The sequence below is a fragment of the Cognatilysobacter lacus genome (assembly GCF_008274655.1).
GTDB lineage: Bacteria > Pseudomonadota > Gammaproteobacteria > Xanthomonadales > Xanthomonadaceae > Cognatilysobacter > Cognatilysobacter lacus.
Map to the genome: position 1 here is coordinate 23,953 of NZ_VTRV01000006.1, position 16,048 is coordinate 40,000.

Sequence of the window (16,048 nt, forward strand, 5' to 3'; positions counted from 1 at the left end):
GCCGAGACCGCAGTGTCCCAGTCGAACGCCCCCGACCGCGCCCCGCTCACCTACCGCGAGGCCGGCGTCGACATCGACGCGGGCAACGAGCTGGTCGAGCGCATCAAGCCCCTGGTCAAGCGTTCGTTCCGGCCCGAGGTCATGGGCGGCCTGGGTGGCTTCGGCGCGCTGTTCAACCTCTCCGGCAAGTACCGGGAACCGGTACTGGTCTCCGGGACCGATGGTGTCGGCACCAAGCTCAAGCTCGCCCAGCAGCTGGGCCGGCACGACACCATCGGCATCGACCTGGTCGCCATGTGCGTGAACGACGTGCTGGTGCAGGGCGCCGAGCCGCTCTTCTTCCTCGACTATTTCGCCACCGGCAAGCTGGACGTGGACACCGCCGCGGCCGTGGTCGGCGGCATCGCGCGCGGCTGCGAGCTCTCGGGCTGCGCGCTGATCGGCGGCGAAACGGCGGAGATGCCCGACATGTACGGCCCGGGCGAATACGACCTGGCGGGCTTCTGCGTGGCGGGCGTCGAGAAGTCGGAGATCGTCGACGGCTCGAAGGTGCGCGAAGGCGACGTACTGCTCGGCATCGCGTCCAGCGGCCCCCATTCGAACGGTTACTCGCTGGTTCGCCGCATCTACGAGCGCGCCGGCAGCCCCGCACATCTCGATCTCGGCGGCGTCAGCCTGGTCGATGCGCTCATGGCGCCGACCGCGCTCTACGTCAAGCCGGTGCTCGAGCTGCTGTCCCGGCACGACCTGCACGCGATGGCGCACATCACGGGCGGCGGCCTCACCGAAAACATCATTCGGGTGGTTCCCGCGGGGCTGGGACTCGAAATCGAGGCCAGCGCCATCGTCCTGCCGCCGGTGTTCGACTGGCTGCAGCGCGAAGGCGCCGTTGCGGACGCGGAGATGTGGCGCACGTTCAACTGCGGCGTCGGCTTCGTGCTGGTGGTAGCGCCGGATGAGGTCGCGGCCGTGTCTGCGGACCTCGAGCGACTCGGCCTGGCCCACCGTGCGATCGGCCGGGTGGTGCCGGCCGACGCCGAGCGCGTCCGGATCGGCTGATGGCCGGCCCCCTGCGGCTGGCGGTCCTCGCCTCCGGCCGCGGCAGCAATCTCCAGGCGATCCTGGACGCCATCGGCGACGGCGTGCTGGATGCCGAAGTCGTCGGCGTGTTCTCCGACCGGCCCGCATCCGGCGCGATCGAACGCGCCCGCAGGGTCGGCGTCCCCGCCGTCGCGCTGCGCCCCGCGGAGTTCACCGATCGCGCCGATTTCGATGCCGCCCTGTTCGATGCGATCGCACGCGTTCAGCCGGACATCATCGTCTGTGCCGGATACATGCGCCTGCTGGGCGCCGCCCAGGTCGAGGCATGGCACGGCCGCATGATCAACATCCATCCCTCGCTGCTGCCGCTGTTCAAGGGCCTTCGGACGCACGAACAGGCACTCGCTTCGGGCGCTCTCGAGCATGGCGCGAGCGTTCATTTCGTCACCGCCGAACTCGACGGGGGCCCGGTGCTCGCGCAGGCCCGCGTCGCCGTGGTGCCCTCCGACGACACGGCCTCGCTCGCGGCGCGCGTGCTCGACCGCGAGCATCCGTTGCTGGTGTCGGCCCTGCAGCTGTTCGCGGCGCGTCGCGTCCGTCTCGACGGGTCATCGGTAATGGTCGACGGACAGCCGCTGTCACGGCCGCTTCAGCTCGCTGGTACCGATCTCGCGGAATTGCCCGGATGAAAGTGTTCACCGCGCTGTGTTGCGCGCTCGCCCTGCTGCTGACGGCGACAGCCGCGCGCGCGGTCGAGCCGTTCCGCGCGAGCTACGACGTGTACCGGGGCGGCCGCGCGCTCGGCGTCGCAACGCTGTCGGTCGTGCCCGACGGCGGCCGCTGGCGCGTCGATCTCGTCATGGATGGCAAGGGGCTGATCGGCCTGGCAGGCCTGAATGCGCAGCAGAGCACCGTGTTCGACGAGGTGAACGGCGCCTACCGCCCGATCAGCCAAAGCACGCTTCGCAAACTGCTGTTCACGCGCCGGCAGACAACGGGTGTCTACGATTGGAACGCTCGCAAGGCCACATGGACCGGGGATGTGAAGAAGACCCGGCGGGCACCCGTCGACCTGCAGCCCGGCGACATGAGCGGGCTGCTGATCAATCTCGCGGTGATCCGGGATGCGCAACCGGGGGCTTCGCTGCATTACCGGTACGTGGACAGCGGGCGCGCGCGCACGCAGCAGTATCTGGTTGCGGCGGCGCCGGAGGACATGAGCGTCGGCGAATTGCACTACAGCGCGTTGCGCGTCGACCGGGTGCAGGCGGGCAGCGAGCAGACATCCATATGGGTCGCGGAAGGCGTTCCGACGCCGATCCGCATCCTGCAGCGTGAAAACGGCGAGGACACCTACGACCTCCGCCTCACCGAATACAAAGGGAGCCTGACCAAATGACGAAGACGTTCCTCCGCGGCGCCGTGCTTGCCGCCTCGCTCGCCCTCGCCGGAGCCCCCGCCTTCGCCGCGCAGCCGTTCAGCGCGCCGTACCTGGCGAACTACATGGGCATGAAGGCAACCGGTCGCATCGCCATCGAACCCGCGGGAGCCGGCCAGTGGCGCTACACCCTCGAAATTCGAAACCAGCTCGCCGACCTCGTGCAGACCACGGTGTTCGACGAGGAGGGCGGCGTGCTGCGCCCACTTTCCGGCACCGACAGCAACAAGCTGCTGATCAAGAAGTCGAACAAGAAAGCCAACTACGACTGGTCGCGCGGCGTCGCGACGTGGTCGGGCGACGTCAAGCCCGACCGAGCCGGCCCGGTGAAGCTGCAGCGCGGCGATCTCGACGCTTTGCTCGTCAACGTCGCGATCGCGCGTGACGCCATCGCCGGCAAGCCGCTGCGCTACCACATGGTCGAAAACGGCAAGGCGCGCGACCTGACGTATGCCATCGCCGGCAAGGAAGCGATCATGGTGAACGGCAAGTCGCAACAGGCCACGAAGGTCGTCAGCACGTCCGGCGACAAGAAGACCACGCTCTGGGTCGTGCCGGGCGTGCCGGTGCCGGTGCGCATCATGCAGGTCAACGACGGCGACACGATCGACCTGCGCATCGCGCAGTAAGCCCAGCCGCCCGATAGAAGAAAGCCCCGCGATGCGGGGCTTTTTTCTTTGCGGCGCGACCGACGGTCAACCCGTGCGCGAGATCCGGGCGCCCAGCCCCGACAGCTTCTGTTCGATGTTCTCGTAGCCGCGATCGAGGTGGTAGATACGATCGATCGTCGTCGTGCCATCCGCCACGAGTCCGGCGAGGATGAGCGACGCCGAAGCGCGCAGGTCCGTTGCCATCACCGGCGCGCCGCTCAGTCGCGAAACGCCGCGAACCACTGCCGTGTGGCCGTCGATATGGATGTCCGCGCCCAGTCGCAGCAGCTCGTTGACGTGCATGAATCGGTTTTCGAAGATCGTTTCGTTGATCACCGCCACGCCGTCGGCCACGCAGTTGAGCGCCATGAACTGCGCCTGCATGTCGGTGGGGAAACCGGGATGCGGCATCGTGGTGATGTTCACCGAGCGCGGGCGCCGCCCCTGCATGTCGAGCGTGATGCGGTCGCCGTCGCATTCGAGCTGCGCGCCGGTGTCCTTGAGCTTGTCGAGCACCGCGTCCATCGTGTCCGGCCGGGCATGCGTCAGCGTCACGCGGCCACCCGTCATCGCGGCGGCGACGAGGAACGTGCCGGCCTCGATGCGGTCGGCGATCACCGAGTGCTCGCACGCGTGCAGTCGTTCCACGCCGTCGACGACGATGCGTCCGGTGCCGTCGCCGCTGATGTTGGCGCCCATCGCGCGCAGGCATTCGGCGAGGTCGACGATCTCCGGCTCCATCGCCGCGTTCTCGATCAGCGTGCGCCCTTCGGCGAGCGTCGCGGCCATCAGCAGGTTCTCGGTGGCGCCGACGCTCACGATGTCGAACACGTGGCGCGCCCCGCGCAGCTTCTGCGCGCGCGCCTTGATGAAGCCGTTCTCGACCGAAATCTGCGCTCCCAGCGCCTGCAGGCCCTTGATGTGGAGGTCGACCGGACGCGAGCCGATCGCGCAGCCACCGGGCAGCGAGACCTCCGCGTGGCCGTACTTCGCCAGTAAGGGGCCGAGTACCAGCACGGAGGCGCGCATGGTCTTGACCAGCTCGTAGGGCGCGACATGGCTGTTGACGGTGGTCGGATCGACCGTGACCACCCCGGGGCCCGCGTCGCCGACGCGCGCGCCCAGCTCGGCGAGCAGCCGCGTGGTGGTGTGAACGTCGTGCAGGCGCGGCACGTTGCGCAGCGTCACCGGGCCGTCGGCCAGCAGCGTTGCGCACAGGATCGGCAGTACGGCGTTCTTTGCGCCGGAAATACGCACTTCGCCGTTCAGCGGCGCGCCGCCTTCGACAACGATCTTCTGCATGTTGGGGACCGGAGAGGTGTGAGCCGGCGTCAGCCGGCGGCGCCCGATTCCTCGGGCGTCAGGGTCTTCAGCTGCAACGCGTGGATCTCGCCGCCCATGCGGGTGCCCAGCGTCGCGTACACGAGCCGATGGCGCGCAAGGGGCAGTTTGCCGCGGAACGCATCGCTGACCACGGTGGCTTCGAAGTGCACGCCGTCGTCGCCCTGCACGTCGGCGCGCGCGCCCGGCAGGCCCTGCTCGATGAGCTCGCGGATGGTCTGGGGATTCACGGCGTCACCTGTGTCCGATGGCGTCTGCCGGCGGGAAACGGCCGGAGCGCTTAAACTGGGCCGATCAGCGTAGCGGAAAGGACCCCCGTCCGAAATGGCGGAACACGGCACGACGGCCCCGGCCCCCATCGACTTCCCCGCCAGCGGCCGCCGTGTGTTCGCGATCGAGGCGGACGCGCTCGCCGCGGTATCCGCGCGGCTCGACGGTGCCTTCGCGGACGCCTGCGGGCTCATGCTGGAGGCGCGCGGCCGCGTGGTCTGCATCGGCATGGGCAAGTCCGGCCACGTCGCGCGCAAGATCGCCGCGACGCTCGCGTCCACCGGCACGCCCTCGTTCTTCGTGCATCCCGGTGAAGCCGCGCACGGCGACCTCGGCATGATCACCGACGCGGACGTCGTGCTTGCCCTTTCCTACTCCGGCGAGAGCGACGAGATCCTCACGCTGATGCCGGTGCTCAAGCGCCAGGGCAACCGCGTGATCACCATGACCGGCCGGCCGTCGTCGACGATGGCGCGCGAGGCCGACGTGCACCTCGATGTGTCGGTGCCTGCCGAGGCCTGCCCCCTGCATCTCGCCCCGACCTCCAGCACCACCGCATCGCTCGCCATGGGCGATGCGCTGGCGGTCGCCCTGCTCGAGGCGCGCGGCTTCACTGCCGACGACTTCGCGCGCTCACACCCGGCCGGCGCACTGGGCCGCCGCCTGCTGCTGCATATCGCCGACGTGATGCACGCGGGCGACGCGCTGCCCGTGGTCGCCCCCGACGCGTCGGTCAGCGAGGCGTTGGTCGAGATGAGCGAGAAGCGCTTGGGCCTGACCGCCATCGCGGGCCCCGACCGCCAGCTGCTCGGCGTGTTTACCGACGGCGACCTGCGCCGCACCCTGGACGACGCCGCGCTCGACATGCGCAACACGCCCATCGCGCAGGTGATGACGCGACGGCCACGCACCATCGGCGCCGACATGCTCGCCGTGGAGGCCGCGCACGTGATGGAGCAGCACAAGATCAACGGTTTGCTGGTCGTCGACCGCGATGGCCGCGTGGTCGGCGCGCTCAACATTCACGACCTGTTGCGAGCACGGGTGGTTTAACCGCCCGATCACGATGACGACCCAGACCCCCACTCCCGCCGACCTGCACGAGCGCGCCCGCCGCGTGCGCCTGGCCTGCTTCGATGTCGACGGCACGCTTACCGACGGTCGCCTCGTGTACGACGCCGAGGGCGGCGAGTCGAAGGCGTTCCATGTCCATGACGGCCAGGGCCTCGTGCTGCTGCGTCGCGCGGGCATCGAAGTCGCGTTCGTGACGGCGCGCACCAGCCCGATCGTCCAGCGCCGCGCCGCGGAACTCGGTGTGCGCGCGTGCAGCGGAATCGGCGACAAGATGCAGTGCGTCGAAGAACTTGCGCGCGAGCTCGGCTTCGAGCTTGCGCAGGTGGCCTTCATGGGCGACGACCTGCCGGACCTCAAGGTCATGCAGCACGTGGCGGTTTCCGCATGCCCGGCCGACGCGCACCCGTGGGTAGCGCGCCGCGCGGCGTGGCGGGCCGAGCAGGCCGGTGGCCACGGCGCTGCACGCGCCTTCTGCGATTTCATCCTCGAGGCGCAGGGTCGCGTCGATGCACTCATCGACGAGCTGCTGGCCCCGCGGCCCGTCGCACTCGGAGCACGCGCATGAACTGGCGCCTCGCGCTGAGCGCGATGCTCGTCATCGCCGCGATCATCATCGGCGGCGCCTTGTGGCGCGAGCGCGCGGCGCTGGACAACTCGCTCGAGCAGGGGCGTTCGGATTACACGCTCTATGACTTCGAGCTCGTGTCGCTCGATGCGCAGGGCAAGGAAGCGTTCACGCTGCATGCGCCCAAGCTCACGCGTGATCCGGCGGTGCGCACGCTCGCCGTCGTCACGCCGGTGTTCCTGATTCCAGCCCGGGACGGCGGCAACGGTGCGCCCTGGGACGTGCGCTCGAAGACCGGCTGGGTGTCCGCCGCCGGCGATGAAATACGGCTGCGCGGCGACGTCGTCGCCACCAGCGTCGATGCCGATGGCCAGTCCGTCCGCATGGACACGCAGCAACTGAATGTCTTCCCGCATGCGAACCGCGCGACCTCGGCTGTCCAGGTCAGCGTCAAGCAGCCGGGACTTATACTCAACGGACACGCGATGGAAGCGAGGCTGGACCTCCAACGCGTATCCATGAAGGATGCAAAGGCACGCTATGTCCCAAAGTAGATCAGCGATCATTGCAGGCGTGCTCTTGCTTTGCAGCAGTGCAACGGCCTACGCGCGTTCGTCGGATCGCCGGCAGCCCATGGACGTGGAGGGCGCCAGTTTCGACACGTCTCTCAATGACAATGGGGTGACCGTGTTCACTGGAAACGTCACCATTCGCCAGGGCAGTCTCATGATCCAGGCCGATCGCGCCGAGATATCCCGGGCTGGCGGTAACCCGTCGCGCGCGGTTCTGTCGGGGCGCCCGGTGCGGCTGACCGAACAGCTCGACGACGGGACGCCCATGAACGCTACGTCGGCGCGCGTCGATTACGACCTTCGTACGGAGATTGTCGTCTTCACCGGCGGCGTCAATCTCCAGCAGCCGCGCGGAAATCTAAGTGGCGACCGGGTCACCTACAACATGAAGTCCGGCCAGGTGGCCAGCGGCGGCGCCGCCGGCGGCGGCCGCGTGAAGATGCGCATCATGCCCAAGAACGCGGGCACGCCCTGATGTTGCGAGCGGAAGGGTTGCGCAAGCGATACAAGTCGCGCGAGGTGGTGCGTGATTTCGGCCTGAGCCTGGACGCCGGCGAAGTCGTCGGCCTGCTCGGCCCCAACGGCGCTGGCAAGACCACGTGTTTCTACATGATCGTTGGGCTGGTGCCCGCCGATGCCGGCCAGATCCTGCTCGACGGCAAGGACATCACCACGCAGCCGATGCACGCCCGTGCCAAGCACGGCGTCGGATACCTGCCCCAGGAACCGTCGGTATTCCGTCGCCTGAGCGTGGCGGACAACATCCGGCTGGTGCTGGAGCTGCGCGGCGACCTCGACCGAAAGGGCCGCGAAGCCGAACTCGGCGAGCTGATGGAAGAGTTGCAGGTCTCGCACGTGGCCGACCAGATCGGTGCCAGCCTGTCCGGCGGCGAGCGCCGGCGCGTGGAGATCGCCCGTGCGCTGGCGGCCCGCCCGCGGCTGATGCTGCTCGACGAACCGTTCGCGGGCGTCGACCCCATTTCCGTCGGCGAGATCCAGAAGATCGTGCGTCATCTCACCGAACGCGGCATCGGCGTGCTGATCACCGACCACAACGTTCGCGAAACGCTCGGCATCTGTGATCGCGCCTACATCCTCAACGAGGGATCGGTGCTTGCCCAGGGCGCGCCCGACGCAATCCTCGCCAACCCCGACGTTCGCCGCGTTTACCTGGGCGAGACCTTCCGGCTGTAATGCCGTTACGCCCGACCGGCGGCGCCCAGCAGCGCTGACGCGTGTCACGTACGACGTGTAACTTGCAGCTTGATGAAACCCCGCCTCCAGGCCACGCTCGGGCAGCACCTCGTCATGACGCCGCAGTTGCGCCAGGCGATCCGCCTGCTGCAGCTGTCGTCGGTCGAGCTCGACGCCGAACTGAGCGAAGCGGTGGAGAGCAATCCGCTGCTCGAGTGGGACGACGGCGACGTGACCGCGCCGGCCGATGCGGCAGTGGTCGGCGCCGATGCCGAAGCGCCCGCGGAAGCATGGAGTGACGCCGAGCTCGACGGCTGGGCCGAAAGCGCAAGCGGCAGCCACGGCGGCGACAGCGAAATCGGCAGCCTCGCCGACCAGGTCGCCGACCCGGAAACGCTGCACGACCACCTGCTCTGGCAATTGCACCTGAGCTGCCTGTCGCCGCGCGACCGCATGATCGGCGTCGCGCTCATCGAGGCGATCTCCGAGGACGGCTATCTCCGCGAATCGCTCGAAACGATCGCGGCGACGCTCGACCCGCCCATCCCGGCCACCGAGGAAATGCTCACGGTGCTGCACGCGGTGCAGCGCTTCGATCCGGTGGGTGTAGGCGCGCGTTCGCTGTCGGAAGCACTGTGCGTGCAGCTGACTGCGCACGAAGGCCCGGAATCGGACCGCGCGCTCGCCACCCGGATCGCCTGCGAACACCTCGAGCGCCTGCCGCGGCTCGGCGTCGAGGGCCTCGCGCGCGAGATCGCGGCGCCGCTCGACGCGGTCGAGCGCGCTGTCGCTCTGCTGCTTTCTCTGGATCCGCGACCGGGTGCGCGTCTCGGTGAAGTCGCGCCGGAAAGCTACGTGACCCCGGACGTGGTGATGTGGCGGCAGCACGGCAAGTGGCGCGTCGCCCTCGCCGAGCACGGACGCCCCCGTCTGCGCATCAATCGCGGCTACGAATCGCTCATTCCACATACCTCGAGCGCCGACGCCACGTACCTGCGAACCCATCTGCAGGAAGCGCGCTGGCTGTTGCGCAACGTCGAAGCGCGCGGTGAGACGCTCCTGCGCGTGGCGACATGCCTGGTGCAGCGACAGGCCGGCTTCCTCGAGTTCGGCGACGGCGCGCTGCGGCCGCTGACGCTGCGCGAGGTCGCATCCGAGCTCGGCCTTCACGAGTCGACGATTTCGCGCGCGATCGCGCGCAAGTACGCACGCACGCCACGCGGCACCCTGCCGCTACGGTCGTTCTTCGCCTCCAGCGTGGGCAATGGCACGGCCGAGGAGACCTCCAGCGGCGCCGTGCAGTCGATGATCCGGCAGCTGGTGGCCGCCGAGAACCCCCGGAAGCCGTTGTCGGACGCTCGTCTGGCTGAGTTGCTGCAGGGCTCGGGCGTGCCGGTGGCGCGGCGGACGGTGGCAAAATACCGCGAAGCCCTGGGAATCGCATCGTCGCAGGACCGCGTGCGCATGGCCTGAGGTTCGCAGTGTTTGACGGACGTCATTCCAGCGCCCGTCGAAAGTGCGATGCTGGGGTCGCGGCCAAGCGCCGCCTCTGCCGACAGTCAGGAGTTGCCCATGCGCATCGACATCCACGGCCAGCACATCGACGTCACCCCGGCCCTTCGCGATTACGTCGCGACGCGGTTCGAGCGACTCGCGCGACATTTCGAGCAACCGTTCGAAATTCGCACCGTCCTGGCAGTGGAAAAGGCGCGGCAGTGGGCCGAGGCGACGATCATCCTCGCGGGCCGCAGGGTGCATGCCGATGCCGACGGACGCGACGTCTACGCCGCGATCGACGTGCTCGCGGACAAGCTCGATCGCGCGCTGCTGAAGCACAAGGAAAAGCGCGCCGACCACCACCGTGGCGAGAGCCTCGCACGCATCGGCGAGCACGCCTGAGGCCCATGCCCCCCGCCGACCCGCTCAATCGCGAAGGCATCGGTCGGATCGGGATTTCGCTCGACGGCGACGGCGTGCTCCGGCACGTCGTCGCTTCGCGTGGTGGCATCGCATGACCGGCGTTGTCAGCGCGCTTGAACTCTTCGAGCATCACGCCGAACGGCTCGCCCTGCGCTGGGCCGCCGGCCGACCCGGCGCCGAACGGGTGCTGGAATCCGGCGACACGGTAGCGAGGCGGCCATCGCTGGCCGGCTACCTCAACATCATCTATCCCAACCGCGTGCAGATCCTCGGCACCGAGGAACTGGCCTGGCTGGACGGCCTCGACTCCCGCCTTCGCTGGGAGACGATCGAGAAGATCATGCAGTTCCGGCCGCTCGCGCTCGTGATCAGCAAGAACCAGCCGTGCCCGGAAGACCTGCGCCTTGCAGCCGAAGAAACCGAAACGCCGCTGTGGGTCTCGCCGCGACGCGGCCATGAACTGCTCAACCACCTGCAGTACCACCTTGCGCGCCGGCTCGCGCCGCGGGCAACGCTGCACGGTGTGTTCATGGAGATCTATTCGATCGGCGTGCTGATCACCGGCGACGCGGGCGCCGGCAAGAGCGAACTCGCGCTTGAACTCGTGACGCGCGGCCATCGGCTGGTCGCGGACGACGCGCCCGAGTTCACGCAGATCGCGCCCGATGTGCTGGATGGCACCTGCCCCGACCTGCTGCAGGACATGCTGGAAGTCCGCGGCCTGGGCGTGCTCAACATCCGCCAGATGTTCGGCGACACGGCGGTCAAGCGGAACAAGTATCTTCGGCTGATCGTGCATCTCACCCAACCGACATCGCAGCCCGTACCTGGCGGCTTCGAGCGCATTACGGGCGACCTCGGCGTGCGCCGCGTGCTGGACCTCGATGTCCCGATGATCACCCTGCCCGTCATCGCCGGCCGCAACCTTGCCGTATTGACCGAAGCCGCGACGCGCACGCACATCCTGCGCGCGAAGGGCGTCGACCCGGCGGCCGCATTCCTCGCGCGACACAGCCATTTCCTCGAGAGGGGCGAACCGTGAACACGCAGGTCGCGACCCTGGTGCTCGTCAGTGGCATGTCCGGTTCCGGCAAGTCGGTCGCGCTCAACACGTTCGAGGACCTCGGCTTCTACTGCGTCGACAACCTGCCTGCGATGCTGCTGCCTGCGCTCGTCGCCGACATTACCGGCGCGGACGGCGGCGGCCCGGCGAAGGTCGCGGTCGGCATCGACGTGCGCAACCGCCATGACGAACTCCATCGCGTGCCGCAGGCGCTCGCGGCCGTCGGCGGGCTCGGTTTCGACCCGCAGCTGGTGTTCTTCGACGCCGACGACGCCGTGCTGATCAAGCGCTATGCGGACACGCGCCGTCGGCATCCACTGAGCCGGCTGGCGCCCTCGTTGCCCGAAGCCATCGCGCTGGAGCGGCAGGTGCTGCATCCGCTTCGCCAGCTCGCCGACGCGGTCGTGGATACCAGCGAGATGAACGTGCACCAGTTGCGCCGGCACGTCACGACGGAGTTCGGACTCGGCAGCGAGAACGGCATGTCGTTGCTGTTCGAATCGTTCGCCTATCGCCGGGGCGTGCCCGCGGGCGCCGACTTCGTATTCGATGCGCGCGCGTTGCCGAACCCGCACTGGATCCCGTCGTTGCGGCCGCTTTCCGGTCGCGATGCGGACGTGCGCGCCTATCTCCTCGCGCAACCCGACGTCGAGGCCTTCTACACGCAGATCGGTGCGTTCCTCGACACCTGGCTGCCGCGCCTGCAATCGGACAGCACGCGCAGCTATGCGACCGTGGCGTTTGGCTGTTCGGGCGGCCGCCATCGGTCCGTGTTCCTCGCCGAGCGCATGGCGGAGCACGCCCGCGAGCTGGGCTGGCGCGAAGTCGCCGTGCACCACCGCGAACTCGACTGACCGCTGCTTCCGAACGGTCATCCGCCTCTGCTAACGTCGAGGCATGGCCGTCGGCATCCTCCTCGTCACGCATGAAGGCATCGGCAGCGCGATCAATCGCGTCGCCGAGCGGCTGCTCATGCCTGCGCCGCTGCGAATCGACGTGTTCGAAGTGCCTTTCGACGCGGAACCGGACTCCTTGCTGCCGCTCGCAAGCGCGGCGCTGCGACGTGTCGACGCCGGCGACGGCGTCCTGGTGCTGACCGACCTCTACGGCGCCAGTCCCGCCAACATCGCGTCGCGGCTGGCGCAGCTGGGCACGCCGGTGCGTCGCGTCTCGGCGGTGAACCTGCCCATGCTGCTGCGCGTGCTCAACTACGCCGAGCTCGGCCTCGACGAACTGGCCGCGGTCGCGATCGCCGGCGGCCGTAACGGCGTGCATGCCGACGATGTCTAGCGAAGCCGCCCCCGCCACGCACGCCGATGCGGCCATCGCGCAAGCCGCGCGGGCGTGCACACGTGTCGCCACGTCCCCCGCCAACTTCGGCTGCGCATCGCCATGATCGAACGTGACCTCACCGTCTCCAATCGCCTCGGGCTGCACGCGCGCGCCACCGCGAAGCTCGTGCAGCTGCTGTCGCAGTTCCGAAGCCACTGCACGCTGATCGCCAAGGGTCGCGAGGTGAATGCGAAGAGCATCATGGGCGTGATGCTGCTCGCCGCTGGACAGGGCACCCACGTGCGCCTGCGTGCCGAGGGCGAGGACGAGCAGGCCGCCGCCGACGCCGTGCAGGCGCTGTTCGAACGCGGCTTCGACGAGGGCAGCTGACGAATGCGACAAGCGCTCACCGGGCAGGGCGGGTCGCGCGGCACGGTGCTCGGCCGTGCGCGCGTGCGCCTTCCGCATGCGCTGCAGATCGCCGAGCAGCACATCGCCGCGGAGGACGTGTCGTCCGAACTCGCGCGGCTGCACGTCGCGATCGACGTCGTGCGGGCGGAAATGCACGAGTTGCGCGCGCGCCTGCACGGCGCGCTGGCGCAGGAGGTCGGTGAGTTCCTCGATCTGCACGCGCTGATGCTCGACGACCCCGAGTTGCTGCATGGCCTGGATGAACTCGTGCGCGTGCGCCGTTTCACCGCCGACTACGCCTTGCGCGTGCAGCGCGACCGGCTCGCGGGCGTGTTCGAGGCGATGGATGACCCGTATTTCAAGAGCCGAGTCGAGGACATCGACCAGGTCATCGGCCGCATCCACGCCGCCCTGCACCGGCGCGACTGCGAACTGCGCGGCTTCGCGGGCGAAATCCTGGTCGCCGAAAGCGTCGCGCCCGCCGAGATGGCGCAACTGCAGGCACAGGGCGTGATCGGTCTCGTTACCACGGGCGGCAGTCCGCTTGGACATACCGCGATCCTCGCGCGCAGCCTGCACATGCCGCTGGTGGTCGACTGCGAAGCCGCGCTCGACCGCATCAACGACGGCGACGCGCTGATCGTCGACGGCGGCACCGGGCGCATCGTGGTCGAACCCGGCCCGCAGGATCTCCGCGATTACCAGGCGCGCGAGCGCGGCCATCTGCGCGAGAAGCGCCAACTTGCGCGCCTTCGCCGCGAGCCCACGTGCACGCTCGACGGCGTCGACATCCGGCTGTTCGCCAACGCCGAGTCGCGCGAGGACGTGGCCGAAGCCCATTCGCTGGGCGCCGCCGGGATCGGCCTGTACCGCACCGAATTCCTGTTTCTGCAGCGCCATGAACTGCCCGACGAGGACGAGCAGTTCCGCGCCTACCGCGACGCAGTGATGGGCATGAGCGGGCAACCGGTGACGATCCGCACGCTGGACGTGGGCGCCGACAAGACGGACCGCACCGGCCTGACCTTGCGCGACGAACCGAACCCCGCGCTCGGCCTGCGCGGAGTGCGCCTTTCGCTCGCGCGCCGCGCGCTGTTCGAAACGCAGCTGCGCGCCGTGCTGCGTGCATCGGCTTACGGACGCGTGCGGCTGCTGGTGCCGATGGTGACCGGCGCCGAGGAAGTGCGCGAGGTGCGACGCGAACTCGCGCGGGTCGCCGCCGCGTTGCGCGCCGAGGGCCAGCCGATAGGTGAGGTCCCGCTGGGCGTGATGATCGAAGTGCCGGCCGCCGCGCTTGCGCTGCCGTCCTTCATCCGCGAGGTCGACTTCCTGTCGGTCGGCACCAACGACCTCGTGCAGTACCTGCTCGCCGTCGACCGCAACCACGAAGGCCTGGGCCGCCTGTACACGCCGCTGCATCCGGCCGTGATCCGCGTGCTGCGCGATACGTTCATGCTGGCGCAGCGCCATGCGCGGCCGATCGCGGTCTGCGGCGAGATGGCCGCCGCGCCGGAGTACGCGCCCTTGCTGCTCGCGCTTGGACTCACCGACTTCAGCCTGCACCCCGGCACGATGCTCGAGGTTCGACGCCGCATCCGCGATTGCGACTTCGCCGCGCTGCAGGCGCGCCGCCCGGCGCTGCTTCGCGCGCGCGACCGCGACTCCATCGAGCGCTGGCTGTCGGAAGCCGCCGGCTGATCCGCACGGTCGACGCTCGCGCCGTCGACCCCTCGAAACCGCGGTGTGCGTGGCTGTGCATCGCGGGGCGCAGCGGCGATAATGCCGCCATGAACCTCTGATCCCCGGTCGCATGTGGCGGCGAATTTCGCCGGCGGTGCGCCCTCGCCCACGGACCTCACGGTCCCCGCCGGAACGCGCGCATGGCCGAATCCGTCCGCCACGAGAAGACCGCGCGGCAGCTCAGGCTGCTGTCGGACGCGCTCGACAGCGGGCGGCTGGGTCCGGTCCGCCGCCTCGTCAACACGCTGTCGGCCGCCGAGATCGGCAACCTCCTCGAATCCCTGCCGCCGGCGAAGCGCACGGTCGTCTGGGGCCTGGTCGATGCCGAGGACGACGGCGAGGTGCTCGTCCACGTCGGCGACGAGGTGCGTGAAGGCCTGCTCGCCGAGATGGATCCGGACGAGATCGTCGCCGCGGTCGAGGACCTCGACATCGACGACCTCGCCGACCTCGTCGAGGACCTGCCCGATGCCGTCATCGAGCAGGTGCTCCTGTCGATGGACCGCGAGAACCGCGAGCGGCTCGAGCAGGTGCTGTCCTATCCGGAGGACACGGCCGGCCGCCTGATGAACCCGGACGTGGTGACCGTGCGCGGCGACACCACCATCGAAGTGGTGCTGCGCTACCTGCGCCTGCGTGGCGAACTGCCGGAACATACCGACCATCTCTACGTCGTCAGCCGGCGCCACCAGTACCAGGGCCGCATCGCGCTGGCCGACCTGCTGACGAAGGAGCCGTCGACGCCGATCAATCGACTCGTCGACGACGAGCAGGACGGCATCTACGTCGGCGAGACCGCTGCGGAAGTCGCGCGCCAGTTCTCCGACCACGACTGGGTGAGCGCGCCGGTGGTGGACGGCGGCAACATCCTGCTCGGCCGCATCACCATCGACGACGTCGTCGACATCATCCGCGAGCAGGCCGAGCACCAGGCGCTGTCTGCGGCGGGTCTCGACGAGGACGAGGATCTCTTCAGCCCGGTACCCCGCGCCACGCGCCGGCGCCTGCTGTGGCTGACGATCAACCTCGCGACCGCGTTTCTTGCGTCATACGTGGTGGGCCAGTTCGAAGGCACGATCCAGCAGATCGTCGCGCTCGCGGTGCTGATGCCGATCGTCGCGGGCATGGGCGGCAATGCGGGTACGCAGGTGCTGGCGCTGATGGTGCGGGGGCTGGCGCTGGGACAGGTGAGCTTCTCGAACTATCTCGCGCTGCTCTGGAAAGAGTTCAAGGTCGCTCTGCTGACGGGCCTTGGGCTCGGGCTGATCCTGGCGATCGTGGTGCAACTGCGCTTCGGCAGTTGGGGGCTGACCGCGGTGATTGCGGCCGCGCTGCTTATCAACCAGCTGGCGGCAGCGATCGCCGGCGTACTGATTCCGCTGAGCCTGCGCCGCCTCGGCTTCGACCCGGCGCTGGCCAGCAGCATTTTCCTGACCACCGTCACCGACGTGATGGGCTTCTTTGCGTTCCTGGGACTGGCGACGCTTTTCCTGCTCA

General features: G+C 68.9%; 19 protein-coding genes. 17 read left to right on the forward strand and 2 right to left on the reverse strand.

The window, feature by feature from the left end:
* The first annotated feature begins 12 nt into the window (after positions 1 to 12).
* Genes purM through FW784_RS01175 form a run of 4 tightly spaced genes read left to right on the forward strand, consistent with a single transcriptional unit; the run spans position 13 to position 3,108 of the window.
* Complete coding sequence (gene purM, locus FW784_RS01160; RefSeq protein ID WP_235893526.1) at positions 13 to 1,059, forward strand: phosphoribosylformylglycinamidine cyclo-ligase; 1,047 nt, start codon at positions 13 to 15, stop codon at positions 1,057 to 1,059.
* Positions 1,059 to 1,730: a phosphoribosylglycinamide formyltransferase gene (gene purN / locus FW784_RS01165; protein WP_149351522.1), complete on the forward strand. Its 672-nt coding sequence runs from the start codon at positions 1,059 to 1,061 to the stop codon at positions 1,728 to 1,730. Before purM ends, purN begins: the two co-directional genes overlap by 1 nt.
* Positions 1,731 to 1,732: 2 nt before the next feature.
* Positions 1,733 to 2,440 carry a DUF3108 domain-containing protein gene (locus tag FW784_RS01170; protein WP_187770615.1) on the forward strand — a complete coding sequence of 236 codons (708 nt, stop codon included), beginning with the start codon at positions 1,733 to 1,735 and terminating at the stop codon, positions 2,438 to 2,440.
* The gene (locus tag FW784_RS01175) at positions 2,437 to 3,108 is read left to right on the forward strand and encodes a DUF3108 domain-containing protein (RefSeq protein ID WP_149351524.1); all 672 of its coding nucleotides are present in this window, start codon (positions 2,437 to 2,439) and stop codon (positions 3,106 to 3,108) included. The genes FW784_RS01170 and FW784_RS01175 overlap by 4 nt, the downstream gene beginning before the upstream one ends.
* 66 nt (positions 3,109 to 3,174) lie before the next feature.
* Here the strand turns inward: FW784_RS01175 and murA are convergent, their stop codons facing one another.
* A complete protein-coding gene (gene murA / locus FW784_RS01180) occupies positions 3,175 to 4,431 on the reverse strand; it encodes a UDP-N-acetylglucosamine 1-carboxyvinyltransferase (protein WP_149351525.1) in 1,257 nt (418 codons plus the stop codon).
* Positions 4,432 to 4,460: 29 nt separating this feature from the next.
* On the reverse strand, positions 4,461 to 4,700 hold the full coding sequence (locus FW784_RS01185; RefSeq protein ID WP_149351526.1) for a BolA family protein: 240 nt from the start codon (positions 4,698 to 4,700) through the stop codon (positions 4,461 to 4,463).
* A 94-nt stretch (positions 4,701 to 4,794) separates the two neighbouring features.
* On the opposite strand from FW784_RS01185, the gene FW784_RS01190 reads away from it, so the two are divergent.
* The 13 genes from FW784_RS01190 to mgtE all read left to right on the forward strand — a co-directional run.
* On the forward strand, positions 4,795 to 5,793 hold the full coding sequence (locus FW784_RS01190; RefSeq protein ID WP_149351527.1) for a KpsF/GutQ family sugar-phosphate isomerase: 999 nt from the start codon (positions 4,795 to 4,797) through the stop codon (positions 5,791 to 5,793).
* A gap of 13 nt (positions 5,794 to 5,806) precedes the next feature.
* Positions 5,807 to 6,379 carry a KdsC family phosphatase gene (locus FW784_RS01195; protein ID WP_149351528.1) on the forward strand — a complete coding sequence of 191 codons (573 nt, stop codon included), beginning with the start codon at positions 5,807 to 5,809 and terminating at the stop codon, positions 6,377 to 6,379.
* The gene (gene lptC / locus FW784_RS01200) at positions 6,376 to 6,933 is read left to right on the forward strand and encodes an LPS export ABC transporter periplasmic protein LptC (protein WP_149351529.1); all 558 of its coding nucleotides are present in this window, start codon (positions 6,376 to 6,378) and stop codon (positions 6,931 to 6,933) included. Before FW784_RS01195 ends, lptC begins: the two co-directional genes overlap by 4 nt.
* Positions 6,920 to 7,426, forward strand: coding sequence for a lipopolysaccharide transport periplasmic protein LptA (gene lptA / locus FW784_RS01205; RefSeq protein WP_268890870.1), 507 nt, complete (start codon positions 6,920 to 6,922; stop codon positions 7,424 to 7,426). The genes lptC and lptA overlap by 14 nt, the downstream gene beginning before the upstream one ends.
* The gene (gene lptB, locus FW784_RS01210; protein ID WP_149351531.1) at positions 7,426 to 8,145 is read left to right on the forward strand and encodes an LPS export ABC transporter ATP-binding protein; all 720 of its coding nucleotides are present in this window, start codon (positions 7,426 to 7,428) and stop codon (positions 8,143 to 8,145) included. The genes lptA and lptB overlap by 1 nt, the downstream gene beginning before the upstream one ends.
* Before the next feature lie 72 nt (positions 8,146 to 8,217).
* Positions 8,218 to 9,618, forward strand: a complete 1,401-nt coding sequence (locus FW784_RS01215) for an RNA polymerase factor sigma-54 (protein WP_149351532.1) — start codon at positions 8,218 to 8,220, stop codon at positions 9,616 to 9,618.
* 99 nt (positions 9,619 to 9,717) lie between these two features.
* Positions 9,718 to 10,044, forward strand: a complete 327-nt coding sequence (gene hpf / locus FW784_RS01220; protein ID WP_149351533.1) for a ribosome hibernation-promoting factor, HPF/YfiA family — start codon at positions 9,718 to 9,720, stop codon at positions 10,042 to 10,044.
* Between the two features lie 112 nt (positions 10,045 to 10,156).
* The gene (hprK, locus tag FW784_RS01225) at positions 10,157 to 11,107 is read left to right on the forward strand and encodes an HPr(Ser) kinase/phosphatase (RefSeq protein ID WP_149351534.1); all 951 of its coding nucleotides are present in this window, start codon (positions 10,157 to 10,159) and stop codon (positions 11,105 to 11,107) included.
* The gene (gene rapZ, locus FW784_RS01230) at positions 11,104 to 11,982 is read left to right on the forward strand and encodes an RNase adapter RapZ (protein ID WP_149351535.1); all 879 of its coding nucleotides are present in this window, start codon (positions 11,104 to 11,106) and stop codon (positions 11,980 to 11,982) included. The genes hprK and rapZ overlap by 4 nt, the downstream gene beginning before the upstream one ends.
* Positions 11,983 to 12,025: 43 nt before the next feature.
* The gene (locus FW784_RS01235; protein ID WP_149351536.1) at positions 12,026 to 12,418 is read left to right on the forward strand and encodes a PTS sugar transporter subunit IIA; all 393 of its coding nucleotides are present in this window, start codon (positions 12,026 to 12,028) and stop codon (positions 12,416 to 12,418) included.
* Between the two features lie 102 nt (positions 12,419 to 12,520).
* Positions 12,521 to 12,790, forward strand: a complete 270-nt coding sequence (locus FW784_RS01240; protein ID WP_149351537.1) for an HPr family phosphocarrier protein — start codon at positions 12,521 to 12,523, stop codon at positions 12,788 to 12,790.
* Between the two features lie 3 nt (positions 12,791 to 12,793).
* Positions 12,794 to 14,509 carry a phosphoenolpyruvate--protein phosphotransferase gene (gene ptsP / locus FW784_RS01245; protein WP_149351538.1) on the forward strand — a complete coding sequence of 572 codons (1,716 nt, stop codon included), beginning with the start codon at positions 12,794 to 12,796 and terminating at the stop codon, positions 14,507 to 14,509.
* Positions 14,510 to 14,691: 182 nt separating this feature from the next.
* Positions 14,692 to 16,048: magnesium transporter (mgtE, locus tag FW784_RS01250; RefSeq protein ID WP_149351539.1), on the forward strand; the 1,357-nt coding region annotated here is incomplete at its 3' end.